Origin of the sequence: Latilactobacillus sakei, assembly GCA_002953655.1 — a bacterium.
Classification (GTDB): domain Bacteria; phylum Bacillota; class Bacilli; order Lactobacillales; family Lactobacillaceae; genus Latilactobacillus; species Latilactobacillus sakei_A.
In genome coordinates, this window is the sequence record CP025839.1 from 279,264 (window position 1) to 296,582 (window position 17,319).

Below are 17,319 nucleotides of genomic sequence, written 5' to 3' on the forward strand. Positions count from 1 at the left end.
CCGAAAATGAATATAAACGACTTATTAACTGAGGATGATCGGTTAAAATACTATCTCCTACAATATTTAGAATTGAATAAATCTAGTTATATTTCAGTGGATTTAGTTTGCGAATTTTCGGGCCTTTCAAAATTTAAAGTCAAAAAATATTTAGCACAGCTCCAATTAGACTTGCAAACATTGAAGATTGAAGCTCAGATTATAGTGCATGAAACGAGCGAGATAACAACGCAACAGCTAACACCACTCATCACCAAAAAGGTACGACTATCTTACTTGGAGCGTTCGGAAATTTATGCATTACTATTAAATGCTTTAAATCAAAGCGGTAGTGTAGAGGCATTTGCTAAAGCTCATTTTTTTAGTAAATCTTATGCCTATTCGCTGAAGAAGCAGCTGACAAAACTATTGAAACAGTATGGTATCGAGTATCGTAATAATGAATTACATGGGGATGAGCTAGTTGTGCGTGAGTTTATTTATACAATCTATTATGATTTTTACAATGATTTAGGTCGTCCTTTTTCCGGTAGACTATTGGAAGAAATTAAACAACTCAAGCAACAATTATTGTGGCGGTATCAAATTGATTTATCATTGGTGCGAACCACTAAACTGGATTTATTTTTAGGCGTGTTGTTACAACGGTTGCAACAACATCATCCATTGTCTGCTACGCATTTTGAAGCAGAAGTTCACCAGACCACTGATTTTACGTTAAATGGCCTATTGGCAAAGCTATACAATCCTGATCAGTTACAATATGAAATCGACTATATACTAACATTTCTCTATGCCGAAAATATGACGGAAGTGTTTGAGGGGCATCGCTTACTTGCGAAAGCACAGCAAATTAATCACGGTTCACAACAAATAGTCAAGACCATTATGACTGAATTAAATTTACCGCAGGGGGTTCAACCGGTATTAACGCATCAAATTGCGACAGTTAATATTCGCTTAGCACTGTTTTATGCTGAAATTAGCAGTTTTACCTCCGTTCAACAAGTTAAGTTTTTCGAAGAAAGCTACCCCACGACGAGTGAAGTCATTCTGCGACATCTACCAGAATTTGCGAAGCAAGCGACCATCAACGCGCAATTAACCAATACACTCTTTTACAATTATCTGTTTGCAGTTATTGAGAGCGTCCCTGATGATTTATTGAATCCGCCAATTTATATCTGTGTTGATTTTAGTAGTGGTAAAGCTTACACCCACTACATTGAACAGCAAATTTTAGGCTTTAAGAATTTGAATATTATTTTGGAAAGAAATATTACCCAAAAAACACAGCTCTTTGTTTCAGACTTTGCTCAGGGAAGTTTAAAAACAGCGCAAATAATTTGGAAGAATCCACCCAATGCCGATGACTGGGCTGATTTTGGGGATATCATTGTGCAATTTAAAAAGGATCTGATGTTACATGAAAAAAACGATTAATTATTTTCTGATCCTAAGTGCGACATTATCCCAAGTTTCAACAGGTTATCTGTTTCAGACGCGCGAAAAATGGACAATAGCTGCTGAAAGTAAGACGATAGCTCAACCGGTTCCCCAGCTAACAGAAAATGGGACATTACAACTTAAAAAGGGTAATCAGAATTTAAAAACAAAACGAACACAAATAACCTATAAGGACCCATCGCAATTGATGGCGGAGCACTTAATGAAACTAGAAGAGCCAGTTCGACCTAATAATGATCAGCATAGTGAAGTCGGCCAACTACTAGGCCGACTATCTGGCAATTTGTTGATTGGACAAAAATATAGCTCTTGAAAGGAGCAACAAATGACGCAAGCAACTAATGTTTTAGAAATGACAACTTTTAACCATCTCTATCAATGGCTAACCAATGACTTACGTCCCTTTATTAGTGGGATTAGTAAAAAATATCACTTAACTTATGAGCAATACATGTTGTTGCAAATTGTCGGTGAGCATGAACGTATTTCTGGCAGTGATTTAGCGGTTCATCAAGGTGTTTCACGGGCAGCTATTTCAAGACGGTGCCGTGAATTACAACTCTCAGGGTTGATTAACGGTATCGCTCGTCAAGAACCAGATTATCGAATGACTTATTTTGAACTCACAGAATACGGGCAACAAGTCACAGCCGAGCTAAATGTGGCTTACACAAAATGGCTTGAAAATGTGATGGCTTGTTACGGGACAGATAAGTTAACAACTTTAATGCAGATGGTCAATGAATTATTAAAACAAGCAAAAACTGCCAAAGCAGTCGTTAATAGTTAAAAAAAGAGCTTATTCGATAAATAATTATCGAGTAAGCTCTTTTTAATGATTATTTTAACGCTTTTTGCATAATCAAATCGCGTTGCGCGTCATCACCGAGTTGGAAGATATGATCACCAATTTGCTTGAAGCCTAACTTGGTATAAAAGGCAAGTGCGCCAGTATTGTGTTCCCAAACACCGAGCCAAATATGGGCTTTATGCATGTCTTGAGCTGTTTTAATCGCATATTCGATGAGTTGCGTGCCCAGGCCCAGTCGTTTAAAAGTTGGTAGAATATAGATACGTTCAACTTCCAGTGAATCTGGCGCAGATTTTTCAGTTTGAGCGTCGTTACTGTTTAATTTAAGGTAACCAGCAATATCGTCATTGTGTTTAATGAAGTAGAAAGCCGAATTAGGATTAGTAATTTCTGAAGTAAGTTGTAGATCATTGTAGGCAGATTCTAAATAATCAGCTAAATCCTGTTTTGAATTGTCAGCACCGAAAGTGTCGGTGAAGGTTTGAATACTGATGGTTTGTAATGCTTTAAGTTGGTCTAGAGTGACTTTTTCAATTGACATAGTAAAGCTCCTTTATATTTTTTAATAGGGCCGCTGTTGGCCTTTTTTGACTTGTTCCCAGTCGGCGGCAACATTGGCGCTAACTTTGGTTAACAGTTCGTGTAATACTTGGGTTTCCGCTGTTGTTAGTCCTTGTAGCGCTACCTGATTGGAATAATCGTTCTCCCGTTTAATTTCGGGGTAGATCGCTTGGCCGGCGGGGGTTAAATAAAGATGTTTGATTTTGAGATTGTTTTCGTCAGCTTGGCGGGTAATGAGCCCGGCCCGGCTTAATTTTTGAATAGCACGGGTGACAGTTGCGCGGTCGACCTTGATTAATTCGATAAGGCGTTCTTGAATAATCCCTGGATTTTCCGCGATACGGACAAGATAGAGATACTGGCCACGGGTTAAATCATATTTTTTAAATTCGATATTAGCAATTGAATCTAAGGAACGGGCGATAATGCCAATTGGTCTAAGAATATCTACCAAGATAAGAACCTCCAATATTATAAAATGTAGTATAAAACAATTATGTTGCAAATGCAACATAATTCAAATCGAATTGTAATTTGAGCATTTAATGGTAAAATAAAAAAGCTGAATTTTGTTTTTTTAGTTAAATTTAGTAGCAAAAAAGCGAGATTTTTTTTAGTGAATGGGCTATAATAAAAATAGGTAATATTGTAAACAATCTAATTTTGTTAGACCAAGTTAGGGTGTATGATCTTAAAATGGCGCAAAATAATAGATAATATGGGTATAATTAGACAATAGGCTTAAATAATAGGAGAAAATAAAATGACATTTAAAAAATCGATTATTAGTGCAGTGACAGTTGGGTTGGTAGGGGTTACAATAACTTCAACGCATCCAGTGTTTGCGAGTTCGTCTGCAGTCGCTAAAGAAGCCATACAAAAAAATCAAGATAATACCAAAGCATTATTAAAACAGATTGCCGCTGCCAATGAAGAAGGTATTAAGCTAGATCAAGAAATTAAAGATAATTCTGCCAAAATTGCAACTCAAGAGGCTGCGATTAAAGAAGCAACAGATGAAATTAACAATCTTTCAACTAAGATTACTGCGGCTAAGGAAGAGGTCGCTAAACGGACCACTGTTTTGGAAGGCCAATTAATTTCACTTCAAAAAACAAGTGGCGATGCTGTTAGTGGGAATGTTTATGTGGATTTTATTTTAAATTCAGATAATTTAACCGATTTAGTGGCTCGGACTTTTACGGTTAATAAATTAAATCAAGCCAGCCAAGAAGCATTGGCCGATGTTAATGAATCTAAAGCAAAATTAACCGACTTGAAAGATAATCAGGAAAAAGCAAAGGCTAAACTTGAAGCTGATAAAACTGATTTAGAGAAGCAAAAAACAGATTTATTAGCTTTAAAAGATAAGGCAACTCAAAATCAAAATGATTTAACTAAGAAAATTAATGATAATAAAAAAGCATTAACGGCTTTAAAAGCAGATTATGATAAAGCAAATAAAGCAGAAACCGAAAAAGAACTTAAGGAATTAGCTGCCTCAACTGCCGAAGGCGAAAAAGGAACCGATAGTTCTGTTGGTGAAGGTAAAAAAGCAACCAGCTCAGCTGGCAATGCCTATGCGTGGGGCCAATGTACTTGGTACGTTAAGGCTGTTGCACCATGGGCTGGTAATAATTGGGGTAACGGCAATCAATGGGGCGCTTCGGCTGCAGCCGCTGGTTTCACCGTTGATCATAATCCAGCTGCTGGGACCATTATTAGTTTTGCTGCTGGTCAAAAAGTTGGTTCATGGTCAGCTGACCCTTCATACGGACATGTCGCTTATGTTCAATCGTACGATGCTGACAAGAATACCGTTACAATTTCACAAGGTGGATTAGGTTTTGGCAGCCCTGCAGGCCCTAATACACAAACAGTATCGAATGCAAGATCATTAACCTATATTCACAAATAAACTAAGCTTTTAAAAGGATGATTTCCAATACTGGAAGTCATTCTTTTTTATTTTGTGGGAAGAATGTTTCACGTGAGACATCGGCTTTTTGAGAGACTTCTCATTGAGAGCGTTTTTGTTTTACAAATTTGAATGAAGTAGTAGACGGTCTTTATATTTTCAGATAGAGTTAATACTTATAGTTAATTTGAGGAGTCGAACGAATTCATGACAGATAAAATGGCAACAAGTGACAAAGTACTATACGGTGGCTTATTAGCTGCTGCAGGAGGCTTTGACTCCTATACCTTTTTAGTGCACGGACAAGTTTTTGCTGGCCTACAGACGGGGAACTTAATCTTATTGGGGACGCATATTGGGCAATTGAAATGGTCAGTATTAATTCAGCATATTACGCCCATCTTGGCCTTCATGCTAGGCACGATTTTAACGCGGGTTGTGCAACATCACTTCAAGGAAGCTGATTCAATTAATAAACGGCAACGACTGATTTTAGGGGTTGAAATTGCTGTTTTGACGGTGATTGCTGGGGTATCACCATATATTCCTGATTTGTTAGCGAGCGCGTCGGTTTCGATGATTGCTGCCGCACAATTACAAGAATTCCGGGAATTAAACGGGGGACCATTCACCTCATTGATGATGACTGGGAACGTCCGGACACTCGCAGAAAGTTTATACGATGGCATTTTTAAAAAGAATGCCCAGGCGCTTGAGAAAGCTTGGGAAATTCTAAGAATCATCATTAGCTTTACATTAGGCGCAGTAATGACCGGTCTTTGTGTCTCACTATTGGGTGAACGAACGATTATTTTATCAGCCGTCTTTTTACTGGTAACCTTATTAATTTTACAGGTTAACCCGCATAAAAAAATCTAATCAAGTGGTTTGTCACGAGGTGACAAACCGCTTTTTTGATTAGTAAAATGTTATAATTAAGTATACTAAAGTAAAGTGAGGTTTTATTATGAAAAAATCCCCCCTACTTATCGGCTTATTAACCATTGCGTTGTTAGTAGGTTGTGCAAATCAACAAGCTAAACCAACGACTTCAACCAAAAAGGCGACAACGGTTAAGCAAAAAGCGTCAACACAGCTCCGCCCTAAAGTAAGTCTTGAAAAAGCACGGGAGTTGTTTAAACAGCAATATCCCAATGCGGATATCTCCGAGTTACAGTTAAAAAAGCAATTGAACAAAACGGTTTATCGTTTAACCGGTTTGAGCGATACTGAAGAACTAGCAATGCAGATCGATAGTCAAACTGGTGATATCAGTCATTTAACGAAAGAACCGCTAGATACCGATGAACAAAACGGTGTGGCTCGTCAAAAAGAGCGGGTTGATTTCAAATCGTTAATGACGCTTGAAGCCGCTCAGAAAAAAGCCCAACACTACTTTGATGGCGATGTCTTGGAAGCGACACTTGAAAAAGATGATGGTATTGTTTATTGGGAAATTGAAGGACATCAGAAGCACCGTGTGATGCAAGTGAAGATTGATGCAATGACTGGTGAAGTAGTCGATACTGAGTTAGATGATTAAAAATTAGCAAAAAGCAACTTCCTTTAGCGGAGGTTGCTTTTTTTATGTGGTTAAGCGTAATAAAAAGTTAGGCATTACTAACTTTTTATTTACATTCGATTAAATCGGTGTACAATAAACGTGTTACAAAGAATAAACAAAGGGAGTGTGTGTGATGAATAAAGTTAAGGGACCCAAAAAGCATAAATTGATTGAATATGCTAATGGGCCATCTTTAGAAGAAATTAATGGAACAGTTGAAGTACCTGAGGGCAAAACATTTTGGAAAACGTTATTAGCCTATTCAGGACCAGGAGCGTTAGTGGCAGTCGGGTATATGGATCCAGGTAACTGGTCGACCTCAATTACAGGTGGTCAGAGTTTCCAATACTTATTGATGTCCGTGATTTTGGTGTCTAGTTTAATCGCGATGTTGTTACAATATATGGCGGCTAAGTTAGGCATTGTAACTCAAATGGACTTGGCACAAGCAATCAGGGCCAGAACCAGTAAATCATTGGGAATTGTATTATGGGTTTTAACAGAATTGGCCATTATGGCGACCGATATTGCCGAAGTGATTGGGGCGGCGATTGCCCTGTACTTACTGTTTAACATCCCACTAGTGATTGCGGTCTTTATTACGATTTTAGATGTCATGCTATTATTATTATTAACAAAAGTTGGTTTTAGAAAAATTGAAGCAATTGTGGTAGCGTTAATCGTCGTGATTTTTGTGGTCTTTGCTTATGAAGTTGCTTTATCGAATCCTGATTGGGCAGGGGTAATTGTTGGGTTAGTACCAACTGCTAAAACATTCGCAACGACGCCTAACGTCGGTGGGTTATCGCCACTATCAGGTGCGCTAGGGATTATTGGTGCGACTGTGATGCCACATAATCTCTATTTACATTCTGCTATTTCACAAACGCGGAAAATTGACCGCAATAATGAAGAACAAATTGCACAAACCGTCCGTTTTTCAACGTGGGATTCAAATATTCAATTGACGATGGCCTTTTTCGTGAATGCACTCTTGTTAATCATGGGAGTTGCCGTCTTCAAAACGGGTGCGGTCAAAGATCCGTCATTCTTCGGCTTATTTGAAGCTTTATCTGACACGTCTACAATGAGTAACGGAATTCTAGCGAGCGTGGCGCGGACCGGGATTTTATCAACATTGTTTGCGGTAGCTTTACTAGCATCTGGTCAAAATTCAACCATTACGGGGACCCTAACCGGTCAAGTGATTATGGAAGGTTTTGTTCACTTACGGATGCCGCTTTGGTTACGGCGGTTAGTGACACGCTTGTTATCTGTGATTCCCGTATTAATCTGTGTCATGATGACCAGCAATAAACCACCATTAGAAGAACATCAAGCGCTGAATACATTGATGAATAATTCCCAAGTTTTCTTAGCCTTTGCCCTACCATTTTCGATGCTACCGCTCTTGATGTTTACCGATAGTCGGGTCGAAATGGGCGAACGGTTCAAAAATACACTTGTAATCCGCGTATTGGGCTGGTTATCTGTAATCGGATTAACTTACCTCAATATGCTTGGTTTACCCAGTCAAATTGAAGCCTTTTTCGGAGATCAGGCGACCGTAGCGCAATTAGCGTTAGCGGATAAGATCGCCTATGTTTTAATTGCTGCAGTTTTAGCACTGCTCGTTTGGATGGTAGTTGAATTGTATAAAGGCAATCAACGATTTGAACAGCAACTCGCGGCTCAAGCTGCAGAATAACTCGAGGAGGGATTGAGATGTCAATTTTAAATATGCGACGGGTATTAGTCGGCGTGGATGATTCAACGGATGCGCTATTAGCCTTTGAATACGCAATTAAACGGGCTGTTAAGGACGATTTAGAATTAGTGATTGTGTCGGTGCTAGAAAATGATGCGCTAAACGTCTATCAAGCCTTGAATAAAGATTATATCCATGGGCAATATAACGAGTTAGAAAAGCACGTTTTAGAGTATCAAGAACAGGCACGGACCGAAGGGGTTAAAAGGGTCCGAGCAGTAATCGCTGAAGGTGAACCAGGTGAGGTGATCATTAAAGAAGTGATTCCAAAGGTCCAACCCGATTTATTGATTATCGGCTCAAAAGCCAAAGAAGGCATCGCAAAATATTTTGGGAGCCAAGCAGCCTATATGGCTAAATATGCACCGGTACCAGTATTGGTGGTGCGTTAACAGAACACGTTGAAAAGGCGTTGGGACAAAGTAACATGGTCTCAACGCCTTTTTCGTACTAATTATGGTAAGCTAAATGCATTATTATAGAAGGAAGTGGGATAAGCGCATGGATGAAGTGGTTGAATTTTGGGATGATTTTGCGGCGGAATACTATCAAATTCAAAAGGAATCGCAAGTACCAATCGTGGCTGATATTGAAAAGTTTTTAAAAGAGCGGTGCTTGTTGCCCACGAATTCGGTTGTCGATTTAGGCGGCGGTAGCGGGCGTTATCTGCCAACACTTGCCCAAAATAGTCAACAATACACAATTGTGGATATCTCAGCACAGATGTTGCGTTATGCACAGGTGGAAAACCAAGCGCTATCAGAGCCGCGTCCAGTGACTTATCAACAACAATCAGTTGCCGATTTTTGCCAACAAACACCCAAGCAAAGTTATGATTTAGTCTGGATGGCACTTAATCCGGCCGTCACGGCGGACGAAACCTTGCTTGCAATTACGCAAAAAAGTCGGCAGTGGTGTGGCTTTTTACGGCTAACGCAAAATAGCGATGATTTATTTGCACCGCTGGAACAACACTTTGGGATTGCTGAAGAAAACCCCAATATCGAACCCACGATTATCCCAGCTGTGGTCAAGCTGTTAACAAGTGGTGGCTATCAAGTTCGACAACAAAGGTTTCAATATCAAACAACCGAGACTTTCGACCGGGCATTTTTAGCAGCTTATTATGCAGAACTGCCGCAAGCATTGCTAAAGGCTTATTTGGACCAGCTATTTGCCAATCAAAAAACACGTGCCAGTACGACAACGCTTGAATATACGCTGTTATACTGGCACGTGTAAAGGGAGCCATTGATTAGAAGCCAAGCGCAATTAAGCCAGTTGGCAGGTTTTCGACCGGTACAGGATAGAGTGCAAGGCCGGTTTTAACGGCGGCAATCAGTAAGCTGTTGAGAACTGGTATCTGATCAGCGCTAATGGTTGGGGATGGCGTTAGTGCAGTTGGGACAATCAGGGCGGTCAATTGCCGGTTGTTAATCCGCGATAAGATAATATCGGGATTCCCTAATTCAAGATCGCTGTGATAAGTGTTAGTTGCCCGTTCTGCTAAGGCCAGGGCTTCTTGGCGGAGGCTTTGGCGGCCGTCTTTTAGTAAGGTTGCTAGTAATTCATCATCTGTCAATGATTCCGGTGAAGTTTGAATTGTTTGGTCCAATCGGTAATTAACGTTTGTTGCGAGTTCTTTGAAAAGATTCAGATTACCTGGCAAAGTCACCACATAAATTGGGGCTTTTTGCGGTAGTAGTTCAGTGAGATACCGATCAATCACGCGGAAATAGTTGGTTTGATCGATGAGTTGTTCATTATCCTTGACCACATAACTGTGAGTGGGACTTGAGAAGCCTTGGACCACTTCACCTTTGCGGTCAGTTCCAATTCCCGCTTCGATTGTAGTGGGCGCATCAGCTGGTAAGGGATAGTCGCGAATCACGTTTTGTTGGATTGTTTTAAGGCTAAAACTGGTTTTGTTGAGGTTTAAAATCGTACCATTTAAACTGAGGGCCAACTCAGAACTAAGTGGTCGTAGGTCAGGTTGGGTATCAATCGTAAAGTATTCAACATTGATTGGATAATGCAAAATGAGATGGTAGCATCTGTTCGCAGTGATATAAAAGGCAATGGATTGCACGTGGGCTAATTCTTGAGGAGCAATCGATAAACACGCTTCAACTTGTTTTAAAAGCGCATCTTGATCGGGATGATCGGCAAGTAGTTGGTCACGAATCTGTTTAGCATAACTATTCAGTTTAATTTTGTTGGCGCTAAGTGCTTGACCACCTGTATCTAAGTTAATGAATAATGAAACAACAGGCTGACTTGAATCTGTAAGTAACTGCGTTAAACTATCTGGATATAACATAGAAACACCTCCATTTGATTAGTTTAAGCGTATCATATTGAAAAGAAGCAGAGAAGGAAAGTGCTTTCTTTAATTTATGGCGTTGACTTTTAGCGCCTTTGAGTGGGGGATTATGCTAAAATATAGATAGGTTAATAAGGGAGGAAACACGTATGAAGAAACAAACCGTATCGGTGACACCCAATGCAATCAGTAAAAGTATTAGAACTCGGTTTTTCGTTTTACAAATGATTATTATTCTTATTCTCGGTGGGATAACGGCCAAAATCGTAAGCGGTTTTAATCCGCTAATGACCGATTCTGAAATCCTCAATAAAACAATCTTGATGGCGCTAAGCTCAACAGTAGTGGCGTTAATAATCTGGTACGTTTCGTATAAATTAATTGCTTTGCAGATTAAACGGCAAGTGATGGATAAGGAACTTGAAGATCGCTATACTTTTAATTTATCCCACGCTGCTAGCAGTTTGAGTTTACACATTGTTTATTTTATTAGTATCGTCGTGATTGTTTGGTTAATGATGAGCGCTCAAAGTGTTCGGGGTGATTTAGACGGTTTAAATCTATTCAAATCTGATCCAACAGTTGTGAAACTGGTCGATCAACATAGTATGAAACAGATTAATCGCTTCTACCAAAAGGCAGACCAGCAATCAGTTCAATATTTAGGGAGTCAACAAGACCGTGCTTATTTTAAAGTGGCTCAAGCGACAATCAGTCTACCACTTTCAAAAGTCCAATTTAATGGCCAAGATCAAGGGCGAATTAAAAATCCGTTGAAAATTGAAACTTATCAGTTAAAACAACCGGCTAACAAAAAATATTTAAAACCAACGATTTATCTAAGTCAAAAGGGCCTACCAACGGTGCCAGTGACGAAGATGTATCAGCATTACACACCAAAATCAAGTGAAACTGTTCAAAAATTAGATATTGAGTAAATTAAACCACCAGATTAGCTAGATTAAACGGCTTTCATTTGGTAAAGTTATAGATGAGTACTTTTCCAACAAAGGAGATTAACATTATGATTGAAGCAGTAAATCTTAGAGCAGGTATGACGTTTGAACAAGACGGCAAATTAATTAAAGTTTTAGAAGCAAATCACCACAAACCAGGTAAAGGGAATACTGTTATGCGTGTGAAATTGCGTGACTTACGGACTGGTTCAATTGTTGAAACAACAATGCGTCCAGAAGTTAAAGTTGAACAAGCAATGATCGATACAAAAGATGTTCAATATCTTTATACACAAGACAATGTTGCGTTCTTCATGGATCTCGAAACTTACGAACAATATGAAATTCAAACCGATGCAATCGAAGCTGAATTGAAATATTTATTAGAAAACATGAACTGCAAGATTCAATTCTTCGGTTCAGAAGTCATCGGTGTTACGTTACCAACAACTGTTAACTTACGCGTTGTTGAAACACAACCTTCTATTAAAGGGGCAACAGTTACAGGTTCTGGTAAACCAGCAACAATGGAAACGGGCTTAGTGGTTAGTGTGCCTGATTTCATCAGTGCTGATGAAGTCTTAGAAATTAACACCCAAGAAGGCACATACGTTAAACGTGCAGCAAAATAATTTATCTTAATATTAATTTGAAGTAGCTTATCAATTCTGATAAGCTACTTTTTATATCTAAAAAAATGTTATTAATTAAAAATTCTGTAGAATTAATATTCAACATGAACCCAATGAATGTTTGACAAGTAAGCGCTTCAACATTATAGTGATAATGTACACGATAGTTATTTAAAGTGGAGGTATTAATAATGACGAAGAAAATAATTCTCGATTGTGATCCTGGGCATGATGACGCAGTCGCAATGATGCTTGCTCACGGAAATCCTGAAATCGATTTGCTAGCCGTTACAACAGTTGCTGCTAATCAAACGTTAACTAAGGTAACCCGTAATGCATTAGCGGTGGCAACCATGATTGGTATGCATGATGTGCCAATTGCTGCGGGGTGTTCACGTCCCCTAATTGAAGAAATTAAGGTCGCGGCAGATATTCATGGTGAATCTGGCCTTGATGGTGTTGTTTTACCAAAACCAACTGTCGAACTTGAAAAAATACACGCAGTCGATTTAATTATCGATTTAATCATGAGTCATCCAGCTAAAACGATTACTTTGGTCCCAACCGGGGCTTTAACGAATATTGCGATGGCCGCGCGTAAAGAACCTCAGATTATCGACCGTGTTAAAGAAGTAGTTTTAATGGGTGGCGGTTATCATGAAGCCAATGCGAGTGCTGTAGCCGAATTTAATATTAAATTTGATCCTGAAGCTGCTAAAATTGTCTTCAATGCGGGGTGGCAAGTGACAATGGTTGGTTTAGATTTAACCCATCAAGCCTTAGCGACACCTGATATTGTGTCAGAAATTAAGGACATTCATACTGAAACGTCGGCATTTGTTGTCGATTTATTAGCTTTCTTCCGCGATATGTATAAGAAGGGACAAAACTTCGATGCCCCTCCAGTTCATGATCCATGTGCGGTGGCCTATGTGATTGATCCGACCGTCATGACCATTAAAAAAGTCCCAGTTGATATTGAACTCAACGGAACATTGACGCGCGGGATGACCGTCGCTGATTTCAGTTATCCAATCCCTGAAGACTGCCAAACATCAGTCGCTGTTAAATTAGACCACGCTAAATTTTGGGGTCTAGTTGAAGACGCATTGCGAACGATTGGCTAACGAAAGACTAAAAACATTACCTAATCAAATAGGTAGTGTTTTTTTATTTCAATAAAAAATGGTATACTATCAGTTGTAACCGGTTGCAAAAACACAGATAAAGAGGGCGTTTAAGCATGTATAACGCAAAGAGAACGCGGTATGATGATATGATCTACCGGCGTGTCGGCCATTCAGGGCTGAAATTACCTGCAATTTCATTAGGGTTATGGCATAACTTTGGTGAAACAGATAAAGTGGCGACTCAAAAAGAAATTATTTTTGGGGCTTTTGACATGGGCATTACGCATTTTGATTTAGCGAATAATTATGGCCCACCAGCTGGTAGTGCGGAAGAAAACTTCGGGCGAATTTTGCACTCAGACTTAAAGCAATATCGGGATGAAATGATTATTTCGTCCAAAGCAGGTTATTATATGTGGCCGGGACCTTATGGTGAATGGGGCTCAAAGAAGAATTTAATCGCTAGTTGTGACCAATCATTGCAACGGATGCAATTAGATTATGTCGATATTTTTTACAGTCATCGACCAGATCCTGAGACACCGATTGAAGAAACAGCGCGGGCGTTGGATCTATTAGTCCATCAAGGGAAAGCTTTATATATCGGCATTTCCAATTATTCTGCCGAACAAACAAAAGCAATTACTAAGATTTTCAGAGAACTGGGCACACCATTTATTATTCATCAACCCCGTTACAATATGTTGGATCGGTGGATTGAGGATGGCTTAACTGATGTGTTGGCCGAAGAAGGGTTAGGGGCAATTACGTTTAGTCCATTAGCCCAAGGCATGTTGACGAATCGCTATTTAAATGGGATTCCAGCGGATTCACGCGCTGCCCGTCCAGATAGTCCATTCTTATCACCTGAAAAGGTTGATCAAACAATCAGTACCGTTCAAGAACTGAATAAAATTGCGCAACAACGTGGTCAATCATTGGCTGAAATGGCGCTTGCTTGGAACTTGCAACAACCAACCGTTGCCAGTGTCTTGGTGGGTGCTTCTAGATTGAGTCAACTTCAAGATAGTGTACATGCGTTAGATAACTTGACGTTTGCACCTGAAGAATTAGCGGCCATTCAAAAGGTATTAAAATAGAAAAAAGGCGTTAGGGCAAATATAATTTGGCCCTAACGCCTTTTTGATATCCAAATGTGCTTATTGAAACTGACTTCTGCGCTTAGCGGCACTCGTCAAACCGTTTCAAGCACACTTTTTTTTTTATTCAGCTGTTTCTGCAGTTGCTGCGTTTGCTTGGATTTTACCAAGAATCGCACGTGAGAAAGGTCCTACGATGATTAATTGTAATGGTAAAGCGACGATAACGTTCATTAACCAAGTATGACGGTAGACGCTACCTAAGTGTGCAGGGATGCCACCTTCGATAAGAATACCGAAAAGTGACATACATGTAACCATGCCAAGAATCATCAAACATGAAATCGTCAAAATCATGACTAATTTATTGTCCTTATTGAGTGGTAAACTAAAAGCAATTTTTTTGGCGATTGCCCCAACGATGAAAACATCGAGGATGAAAGCGACGATGAAGCCAGGGATTAAGCCGGTGAATAAAGCGCCCCATGAGAGGCTATCGTGGAGGATTAAGTTATAGATACTCATTCCAAGTACCATGCAAAAACACATTAATGTCGTAAAAATAATACCTTCTTTTTTATTGGTTGGCATCTTAAATTCCTTCTTTCTGAAAAGTTAACAAATATAACCGTATCACATAAAAAATTTCGGTGTAAGTCTTTTTTTCAGAAAATGAGAAATTTCTTCTTTTTCTACAGGGAGGGGTTCTTCGCCATTCTTAACGGCATGGAAAATCGAAACCAGGAGTAATGCACAGACGAAAATCAGTGGGAAGCCTGCGATTACACAAACTGCTTGAACTGTTTGAAAACTACCGACAAGGACAATGCCTAGTGAAAATAGAATGAAAATGACCACCCAAGCCATCCGATTCCATCGGTTAGGTTGTTCGCCAATCTTCAATTCAAGACTGGTAAATGATGAAACGATGAAGGCTGATGATGAAATGGTCGTGGCTAAGAAAATGAAACAAGATAAGCAGAAAATCGCGAGCATGACAATCTTCCAAGGAAGCGTGGTAATGACCGCAGCAATGACGGCAGCTTGGCCTTGTGTATTCAATAAAGTAACAAGATCGACTTGGCCCGAACTTTGTAAGAAGAGGGCATAGCCGCCAAGGATGGCGTAAAAGCTCATACAACTAAGCGCCCCATAAGTCGCCATTCCCAGTAGCACTTGGCGAATAGTCCGGCCACGAGAGATGCGGGCGATGAACAAGCCCATCACAGGCATGTAAGATAGCCACCAGCCCCAATAAAAGAGCATTTCGTGTTGGGCAAAATGGCTGTCCGAACCAGTCGCATTTAAACTAAGACGACCAAATTTATCAAATAAACGGAAAAGATTGTGCCCCTCAGCACCGATTAAGTGGCGAGTTGGACCGATTAACAAAACAAGTAATAAAAAGCCAATAGCGGTGTAAATGTGCCAAGCGCTTAGTTTTTTAATCCCCTTATTTAACCCAGCGTAGACGGTTAAAGTAAAGAGCACGAATAAAACAACGAACAACGCCAATTTTAACCAGATAGTATCTGAAAAACCAGTCATGGTACTGAGGACTTTAGAGATAACGGGGATTTCCATTCCGATTGAAGAGCCGATTCCGCCCATAATCCCGAAGACGACAATAAAATCGATGAGTTGGCGGATAACCTTTTTATAGGTTTGAGGGCCTTCTAGTAAATCGATGGCGGCACTCAAGCGTTGAACACGTAAATTCTTAACATAGAGTGCATAGCCAATCGCAATTGTGGCGGTGGCAAAAATCATCCAGGCCATTGGTCCCCAGTTGAATTGACCGCAGACGTTGGCGTAGTGATAAGCCGCTGTAGAAAAAGGCTTAGCGCCAAATGGTGGATTTTGTAAGTATTGGAGTGGATCGGTGGTGCTGAGCATTAAGATGCTGGCATCAATCCCAGTGGCAAAAACCATGCTGCCCCATTGAAAATCGTTATATTCCGGTTTTTCATTAGGTTGGCCTAAGCGAATCCGGCCGTAGTGACTACAGCCCAACCAAATTAAAAAGATGAAATTAATAATGTAAATACCTATGTAGAGCCATTGGGAATGGGACGTCATCATGTCCAATAATTGCGAAATAGAGTGCTGGAGTGTGTCACCTCCTAACATTAAAAATGCGGAGACAATCCCGAACAATAACATCGTGGGGATAAAGACGACTTTATCAACATTCTTACGCTTTAAAATAATGTTCCTCCTGTGTTTGTTAAAGTCTAAGTTGTTTATTTCAAAATAAAAAGCGCCCATACAATTGGTCAACTGACCACCTGTACAAGCGCGTTATTATAACGTATACAAATGAAAAAACAGCCTAACTTGATTTACTTCTTCTTATAGCATAGCACTTATCTGAGATTTGTTAAGGGGAGATTAAAAGATTAAAGGTCGGCGGTGGCGAGCCACTTTAAGTAATCTTGTTCACGATTGATGGCATGCTCTAAAATTAAATAATGGCCATAATTGGCAGTGACCGCTGCTTGATTAGGAAAGACGAGCGCTTTGCGCGCCAATAGGTGGGTTAGTTTATCGGTGTGTAGGGTTGTTTGTTCCGCAAACATAGCGGGCAGATGTTGATCATCTTTTGATTCGATAAAATAAAGTTTGAGGATGAATTCATCTTTGCTAGCAAGAATCTCACTAGTGGGTGAATAACGCCATTCATTAAAATAACTAACGCCACTAGCGGTAATTGTATATTGTTTCTTCTTGAGTTTAGTGCCAGAAATGAGTTCGATATGGGTAATTAATTTTTCGGTTTCGAGGCGCTTTAGTTCGGGATAGATTTGGCTGTGCTTGGCTTGCCAAAATTCACCAATTTCATTTTCAAAAACGCGTTTAAGGTCGTATCCAGTTTTGGGCGCCTGATTTAATAGTCCGAGGAGTAAGTACTGGAGAATATTTTTCTGTGCCATATAGAAGTTCCTTTCTAAGCGAAATCTTAGTTAAAGTATAGCATAGGCAGGGGAGATGGTTGCCATTAGAATATAGTTACTTTTTGTAAGTCTTTTTAATTGAATTTCGAAGTAGTTTGGTATAGGATAGCTGAATTGGGTGTCTAATCAGGCTAT

Annotated in this window: 19 protein-coding genes; 13 read left to right on the forward strand and 6 right to left on the reverse strand. The window is 39.7% G+C overall.

Annotated elements, in window-relative coordinates:
• Positions 1-6 precede the first annotated feature (6 nt).
• Genes C0213_01210 through C0213_01220 form a run of 3 tightly spaced genes read left to right on the forward strand, consistent with a single transcriptional unit; the run spans position 7 to position 2,257 of the window.
• Positions 7-1,443, forward strand: a complete 1,437-nt coding sequence (locus C0213_01210; GenBank protein ID AUX11118.1) for a hypothetical protein — start codon at positions 7-9, stop codon at positions 1,441-1,443.
• The gene (locus C0213_01215; protein AUX11119.1) at positions 1,427-1,780 is read left to right on the forward strand and encodes a hypothetical protein; all 354 of its coding nucleotides are present in this window, start codon (positions 1,427-1,429) and stop codon (positions 1,778-1,780) included. Before C0213_01210 ends, C0213_01215 begins: the two co-directional genes overlap by 17 nt.
• Before the next feature lie 12 nt (positions 1,781-1,792).
• Positions 1,793-2,257: a hypothetical protein gene (locus C0213_01220; GenBank protein ID AUX11120.1), complete on the forward strand. Its 465-nt coding sequence runs from the start codon at positions 1,793-1,795 to the stop codon at positions 2,255-2,257.
• 49 nt (positions 2,258-2,306) lie between these two features.
• On the opposite strand, the gene C0213_01225 is transcribed toward C0213_01220, so the two are convergent.
• Positions 2,307-2,819 carry a GNAT family N-acetyltransferase gene (locus C0213_01225; GenBank protein AUX11121.1) on the reverse strand — a complete coding sequence of 171 codons (513 nt, stop codon included), beginning with the start codon at positions 2,817-2,819 and terminating at the stop codon, positions 2,307-2,309.
• Between the two features lie 21 nt (positions 2,820-2,840).
• The gene (locus tag C0213_01230; protein ID AUX11122.1) at positions 2,841-3,293 is read right to left on the reverse strand and encodes a MarR family transcriptional regulator; all 453 of its coding nucleotides are present in this window, start codon (positions 3,291-3,293) and stop codon (positions 2,841-2,843) included.
• Positions 3,294-3,602: 309 nt separating this feature from the next.
• On the opposite strand from C0213_01230, the gene C0213_01235 reads away from it, so the two are divergent.
• The 6 genes from C0213_01235 (at position 3,603) to C0213_01260 (ending at position 9,331) form a co-directional block, all read left to right on the forward strand.
• Entirely contained in the window at positions 3,603-4,757 is a 1,155-nt protein-coding gene (locus C0213_01235; protein AUX11123.1) for a hypothetical protein, read from the forward strand.
• Between the two features lie 207 nt (positions 4,758-4,964).
• Positions 4,965-5,636: a DUF1275 domain-containing protein gene (locus C0213_01240; protein AUX11124.1), complete on the forward strand. Its 672-nt coding sequence runs from the start codon at positions 4,965-4,967 to the stop codon at positions 5,634-5,636.
• Between the two features lie 88 nt (positions 5,637-5,724).
• Positions 5,725-6,300, forward strand: a complete 576-nt coding sequence (locus C0213_01245; GenBank protein ID AUX11125.1) for a hypothetical protein — start codon at positions 5,725-5,727, stop codon at positions 6,298-6,300.
• A 154-nt stretch (positions 6,301-6,454) separates the two neighbouring features.
• Positions 6,455-8,029, forward strand: a complete 1,575-nt coding sequence (locus C0213_01250; GenBank protein ID AUX11126.1) for a divalent metal cation transporter — start codon at positions 6,455-6,457, stop codon at positions 8,027-8,029.
• Between the two features lie 17 nt (positions 8,030-8,046).
• Positions 8,047-8,481, forward strand: a complete 435-nt coding sequence (locus C0213_01255) for a universal stress protein UspA (GenBank protein AUX11127.1) — start codon at positions 8,047-8,049, stop codon at positions 8,479-8,481.
• Positions 8,482-8,590: 109 nt separating this feature from the next.
• Positions 8,591-9,331 carry a class I SAM-dependent methyltransferase gene (locus tag C0213_01260; GenBank protein AUX11128.1) on the forward strand — a complete coding sequence of 247 codons (741 nt, stop codon included), beginning with the start codon at positions 8,591-8,593 and terminating at the stop codon, positions 9,329-9,331.
• A 13-nt stretch (positions 9,332-9,344) separates the two neighbouring features.
• On the opposite strand, the gene C0213_01265 is transcribed toward C0213_01260, so the two are convergent.
• The gene (locus C0213_01265) at positions 9,345-10,409 is read right to left on the reverse strand and encodes a hypothetical protein (GenBank protein AUX11129.1); all 1,065 of its coding nucleotides are present in this window, start codon (positions 10,407-10,409) and stop codon (positions 9,345-9,347) included.
• A 152-nt stretch (positions 10,410-10,561) separates the two neighbouring features.
• Between C0213_01265 and C0213_01270 the strand changes: the two genes are divergently transcribed.
• The 4 genes from C0213_01270 (at position 10,562) to C0213_01285 (ending at position 14,230) form a co-directional block, all read left to right on the forward strand.
• Positions 10,562-11,350: a hypothetical protein gene (locus C0213_01270; protein AUX11130.1), complete on the forward strand. Its 789-nt coding sequence runs from the start codon at positions 10,562-10,564 to the stop codon at positions 11,348-11,350.
• An 86-nt stretch (positions 11,351-11,436) separates the two neighbouring features.
• Complete coding sequence (efp, locus tag C0213_01275) at positions 11,437-12,000, forward strand: elongation factor P (GenBank protein ID AUX11131.1); 564 nt, start codon at positions 11,437-11,439, stop codon at positions 11,998-12,000.
• Positions 12,001-12,191: 191 nt separating this feature from the next.
• Complete coding sequence (gene rihB / locus C0213_01280; GenBank protein ID AUX11132.1) at positions 12,192-13,127, forward strand: ribonucleoside hydrolase; 936 nt, start codon at positions 12,192-12,194, stop codon at positions 13,125-13,127.
• A gap of 116 nt (positions 13,128-13,243) precedes the next feature.
• Positions 13,244-14,230 (forward strand): L-glyceraldehyde 3-phosphate reductase, encoded by a 987-nt coding sequence (locus C0213_01285; protein AUX11133.1) that lies wholly within the window; start codon positions 13,244-13,246, stop codon positions 14,228-14,230.
• A 123-nt stretch (positions 14,231-14,353) separates the two neighbouring features.
• On the opposite strand, the gene C0213_01290 is transcribed toward C0213_01285, so the two are convergent.
• From C0213_01290 to C0213_01300, 3 genes are all read right to left on the reverse strand, one after another.
• Positions 14,354-14,821 carry a DUF2798 domain-containing protein gene (locus C0213_01290; GenBank protein AUX11134.1) on the reverse strand — a complete coding sequence of 156 codons (468 nt, stop codon included), beginning with the start codon at positions 14,819-14,821 and terminating at the stop codon, positions 14,354-14,356.
• 42 nt (positions 14,822-14,863) lie between these two features.
• Positions 14,864-16,393, reverse strand: a complete 1,530-nt coding sequence (locus tag C0213_01295; GenBank protein AUX12785.1) for a glycine/betaine ABC transporter — start codon at positions 16,391-16,393, stop codon at positions 14,864-14,866.
• A 236-nt stretch (positions 16,394-16,629) separates the two neighbouring features.
• Positions 16,630-17,163, reverse strand: coding sequence for a PadR family transcriptional regulator (locus C0213_01300; protein AUX11135.1), 534 nt, complete (start codon positions 17,161-17,163; stop codon positions 16,630-16,632).
• Between the last annotated feature and the right edge of the window lie 156 nt (positions 17,164-17,319).

Excerpts from the sequence above, each read along its gene's own strand:
- C0213_01260 (AUX11128.1), top strand. The coding sequence starts at position 8,591 with ATGGATGAAGTGGTTGAATTTTGGGATGATTTTGCGGCGGAATACTAT.
- C0213_01220 (AUX11120.1), top strand. The coding sequence starts at position 1,793 with ATGACGCAAGCAACTAATGTTTTAGAAATGACAACTTTTAACCATCTC.
- C0213_01285 (AUX11133.1), top strand. The coding sequence starts at position 13,244 with ATGTATAACGCAAAGAGAACGCGGTATGATGATATGATCTACCGGCGT.
- C0213_01215 (AUX11119.1), top strand. The coding sequence starts at position 1,427 with ATGAAAAAAACGATTAATTATTTTCTGATCCTAAGTGCGACATTATCC.
- C0213_01265 (AUX11129.1), bottom strand. The coding sequence starts at position 10,409 with ATGTTATATCCAGATAGTTTAACGCAGTTACTTACAGATTCAAGTCAG.
- C0213_01295 (AUX12785.1), bottom strand. The coding sequence starts at position 16,393 with ATGTTATTGTTCGGGATTGTCTCCGCATTTTTAATGTTAGGAGGTGAC.
- C0213_01210 (AUX11118.1), top strand. The coding sequence starts at position 7 with ATGAATATAAACGACTTATTAACTGAGGATGATCGGTTAAAATACTAT.
- rihB (AUX11132.1), top strand. The coding sequence starts at position 12,192 with ATGACGAAGAAAATAATTCTCGATTGTGATCCTGGGCATGATGACGCA.
- C0213_01225 (AUX11121.1), bottom strand. The coding sequence starts at position 2,819 with ATGTCAATTGAAAAAGTCACTCTAGACCAACTTAAAGCATTACAAACC.
- C0213_01270 (AUX11130.1), top strand. The coding sequence starts at position 10,562 with ATGAAGAAACAAACCGTATCGGTGACACCCAATGCAATCAGTAAAAGT.
- C0213_01245 (AUX11125.1), top strand. The coding sequence starts at position 5,725 with ATGAAAAAATCCCCCCTACTTATCGGCTTATTAACCATTGCGTTGTTA.
- C0213_01290 (AUX11134.1), bottom strand. The coding sequence starts at position 14,821 with ATGCCAACCAATAAAAAAGAAGGTATTATTTTTACGACATTAATGTGT.
- efp (AUX11131.1), top strand. The coding sequence starts at position 11,437 with ATGATTGAAGCAGTAAATCTTAGAGCAGGTATGACGTTTGAACAAGAC.
- C0213_01240 (AUX11124.1), top strand. The coding sequence starts at position 4,965 with ATGACAGATAAAATGGCAACAAGTGACAAAGTACTATACGGTGGCTTA.
- C0213_01300 (AUX11135.1), bottom strand. The coding sequence starts at position 17,163 with ATGGCACAGAAAAATATTCTCCAGTACTTACTCCTCGGACTATTAAAT.
- C0213_01250 (AUX11126.1), top strand. The coding sequence starts at position 6,455 with ATGAATAAAGTTAAGGGACCCAAAAAGCATAAATTGATTGAATATGCT.
- C0213_01235 (AUX11123.1), top strand. The coding sequence starts at position 3,603 with ATGACATTTAAAAAATCGATTATTAGTGCAGTGACAGTTGGGTTGGTA.
- C0213_01255 (AUX11127.1), top strand. The coding sequence starts at position 8,047 with ATGTCAATTTTAAATATGCGACGGGTATTAGTCGGCGTGGATGATTCA.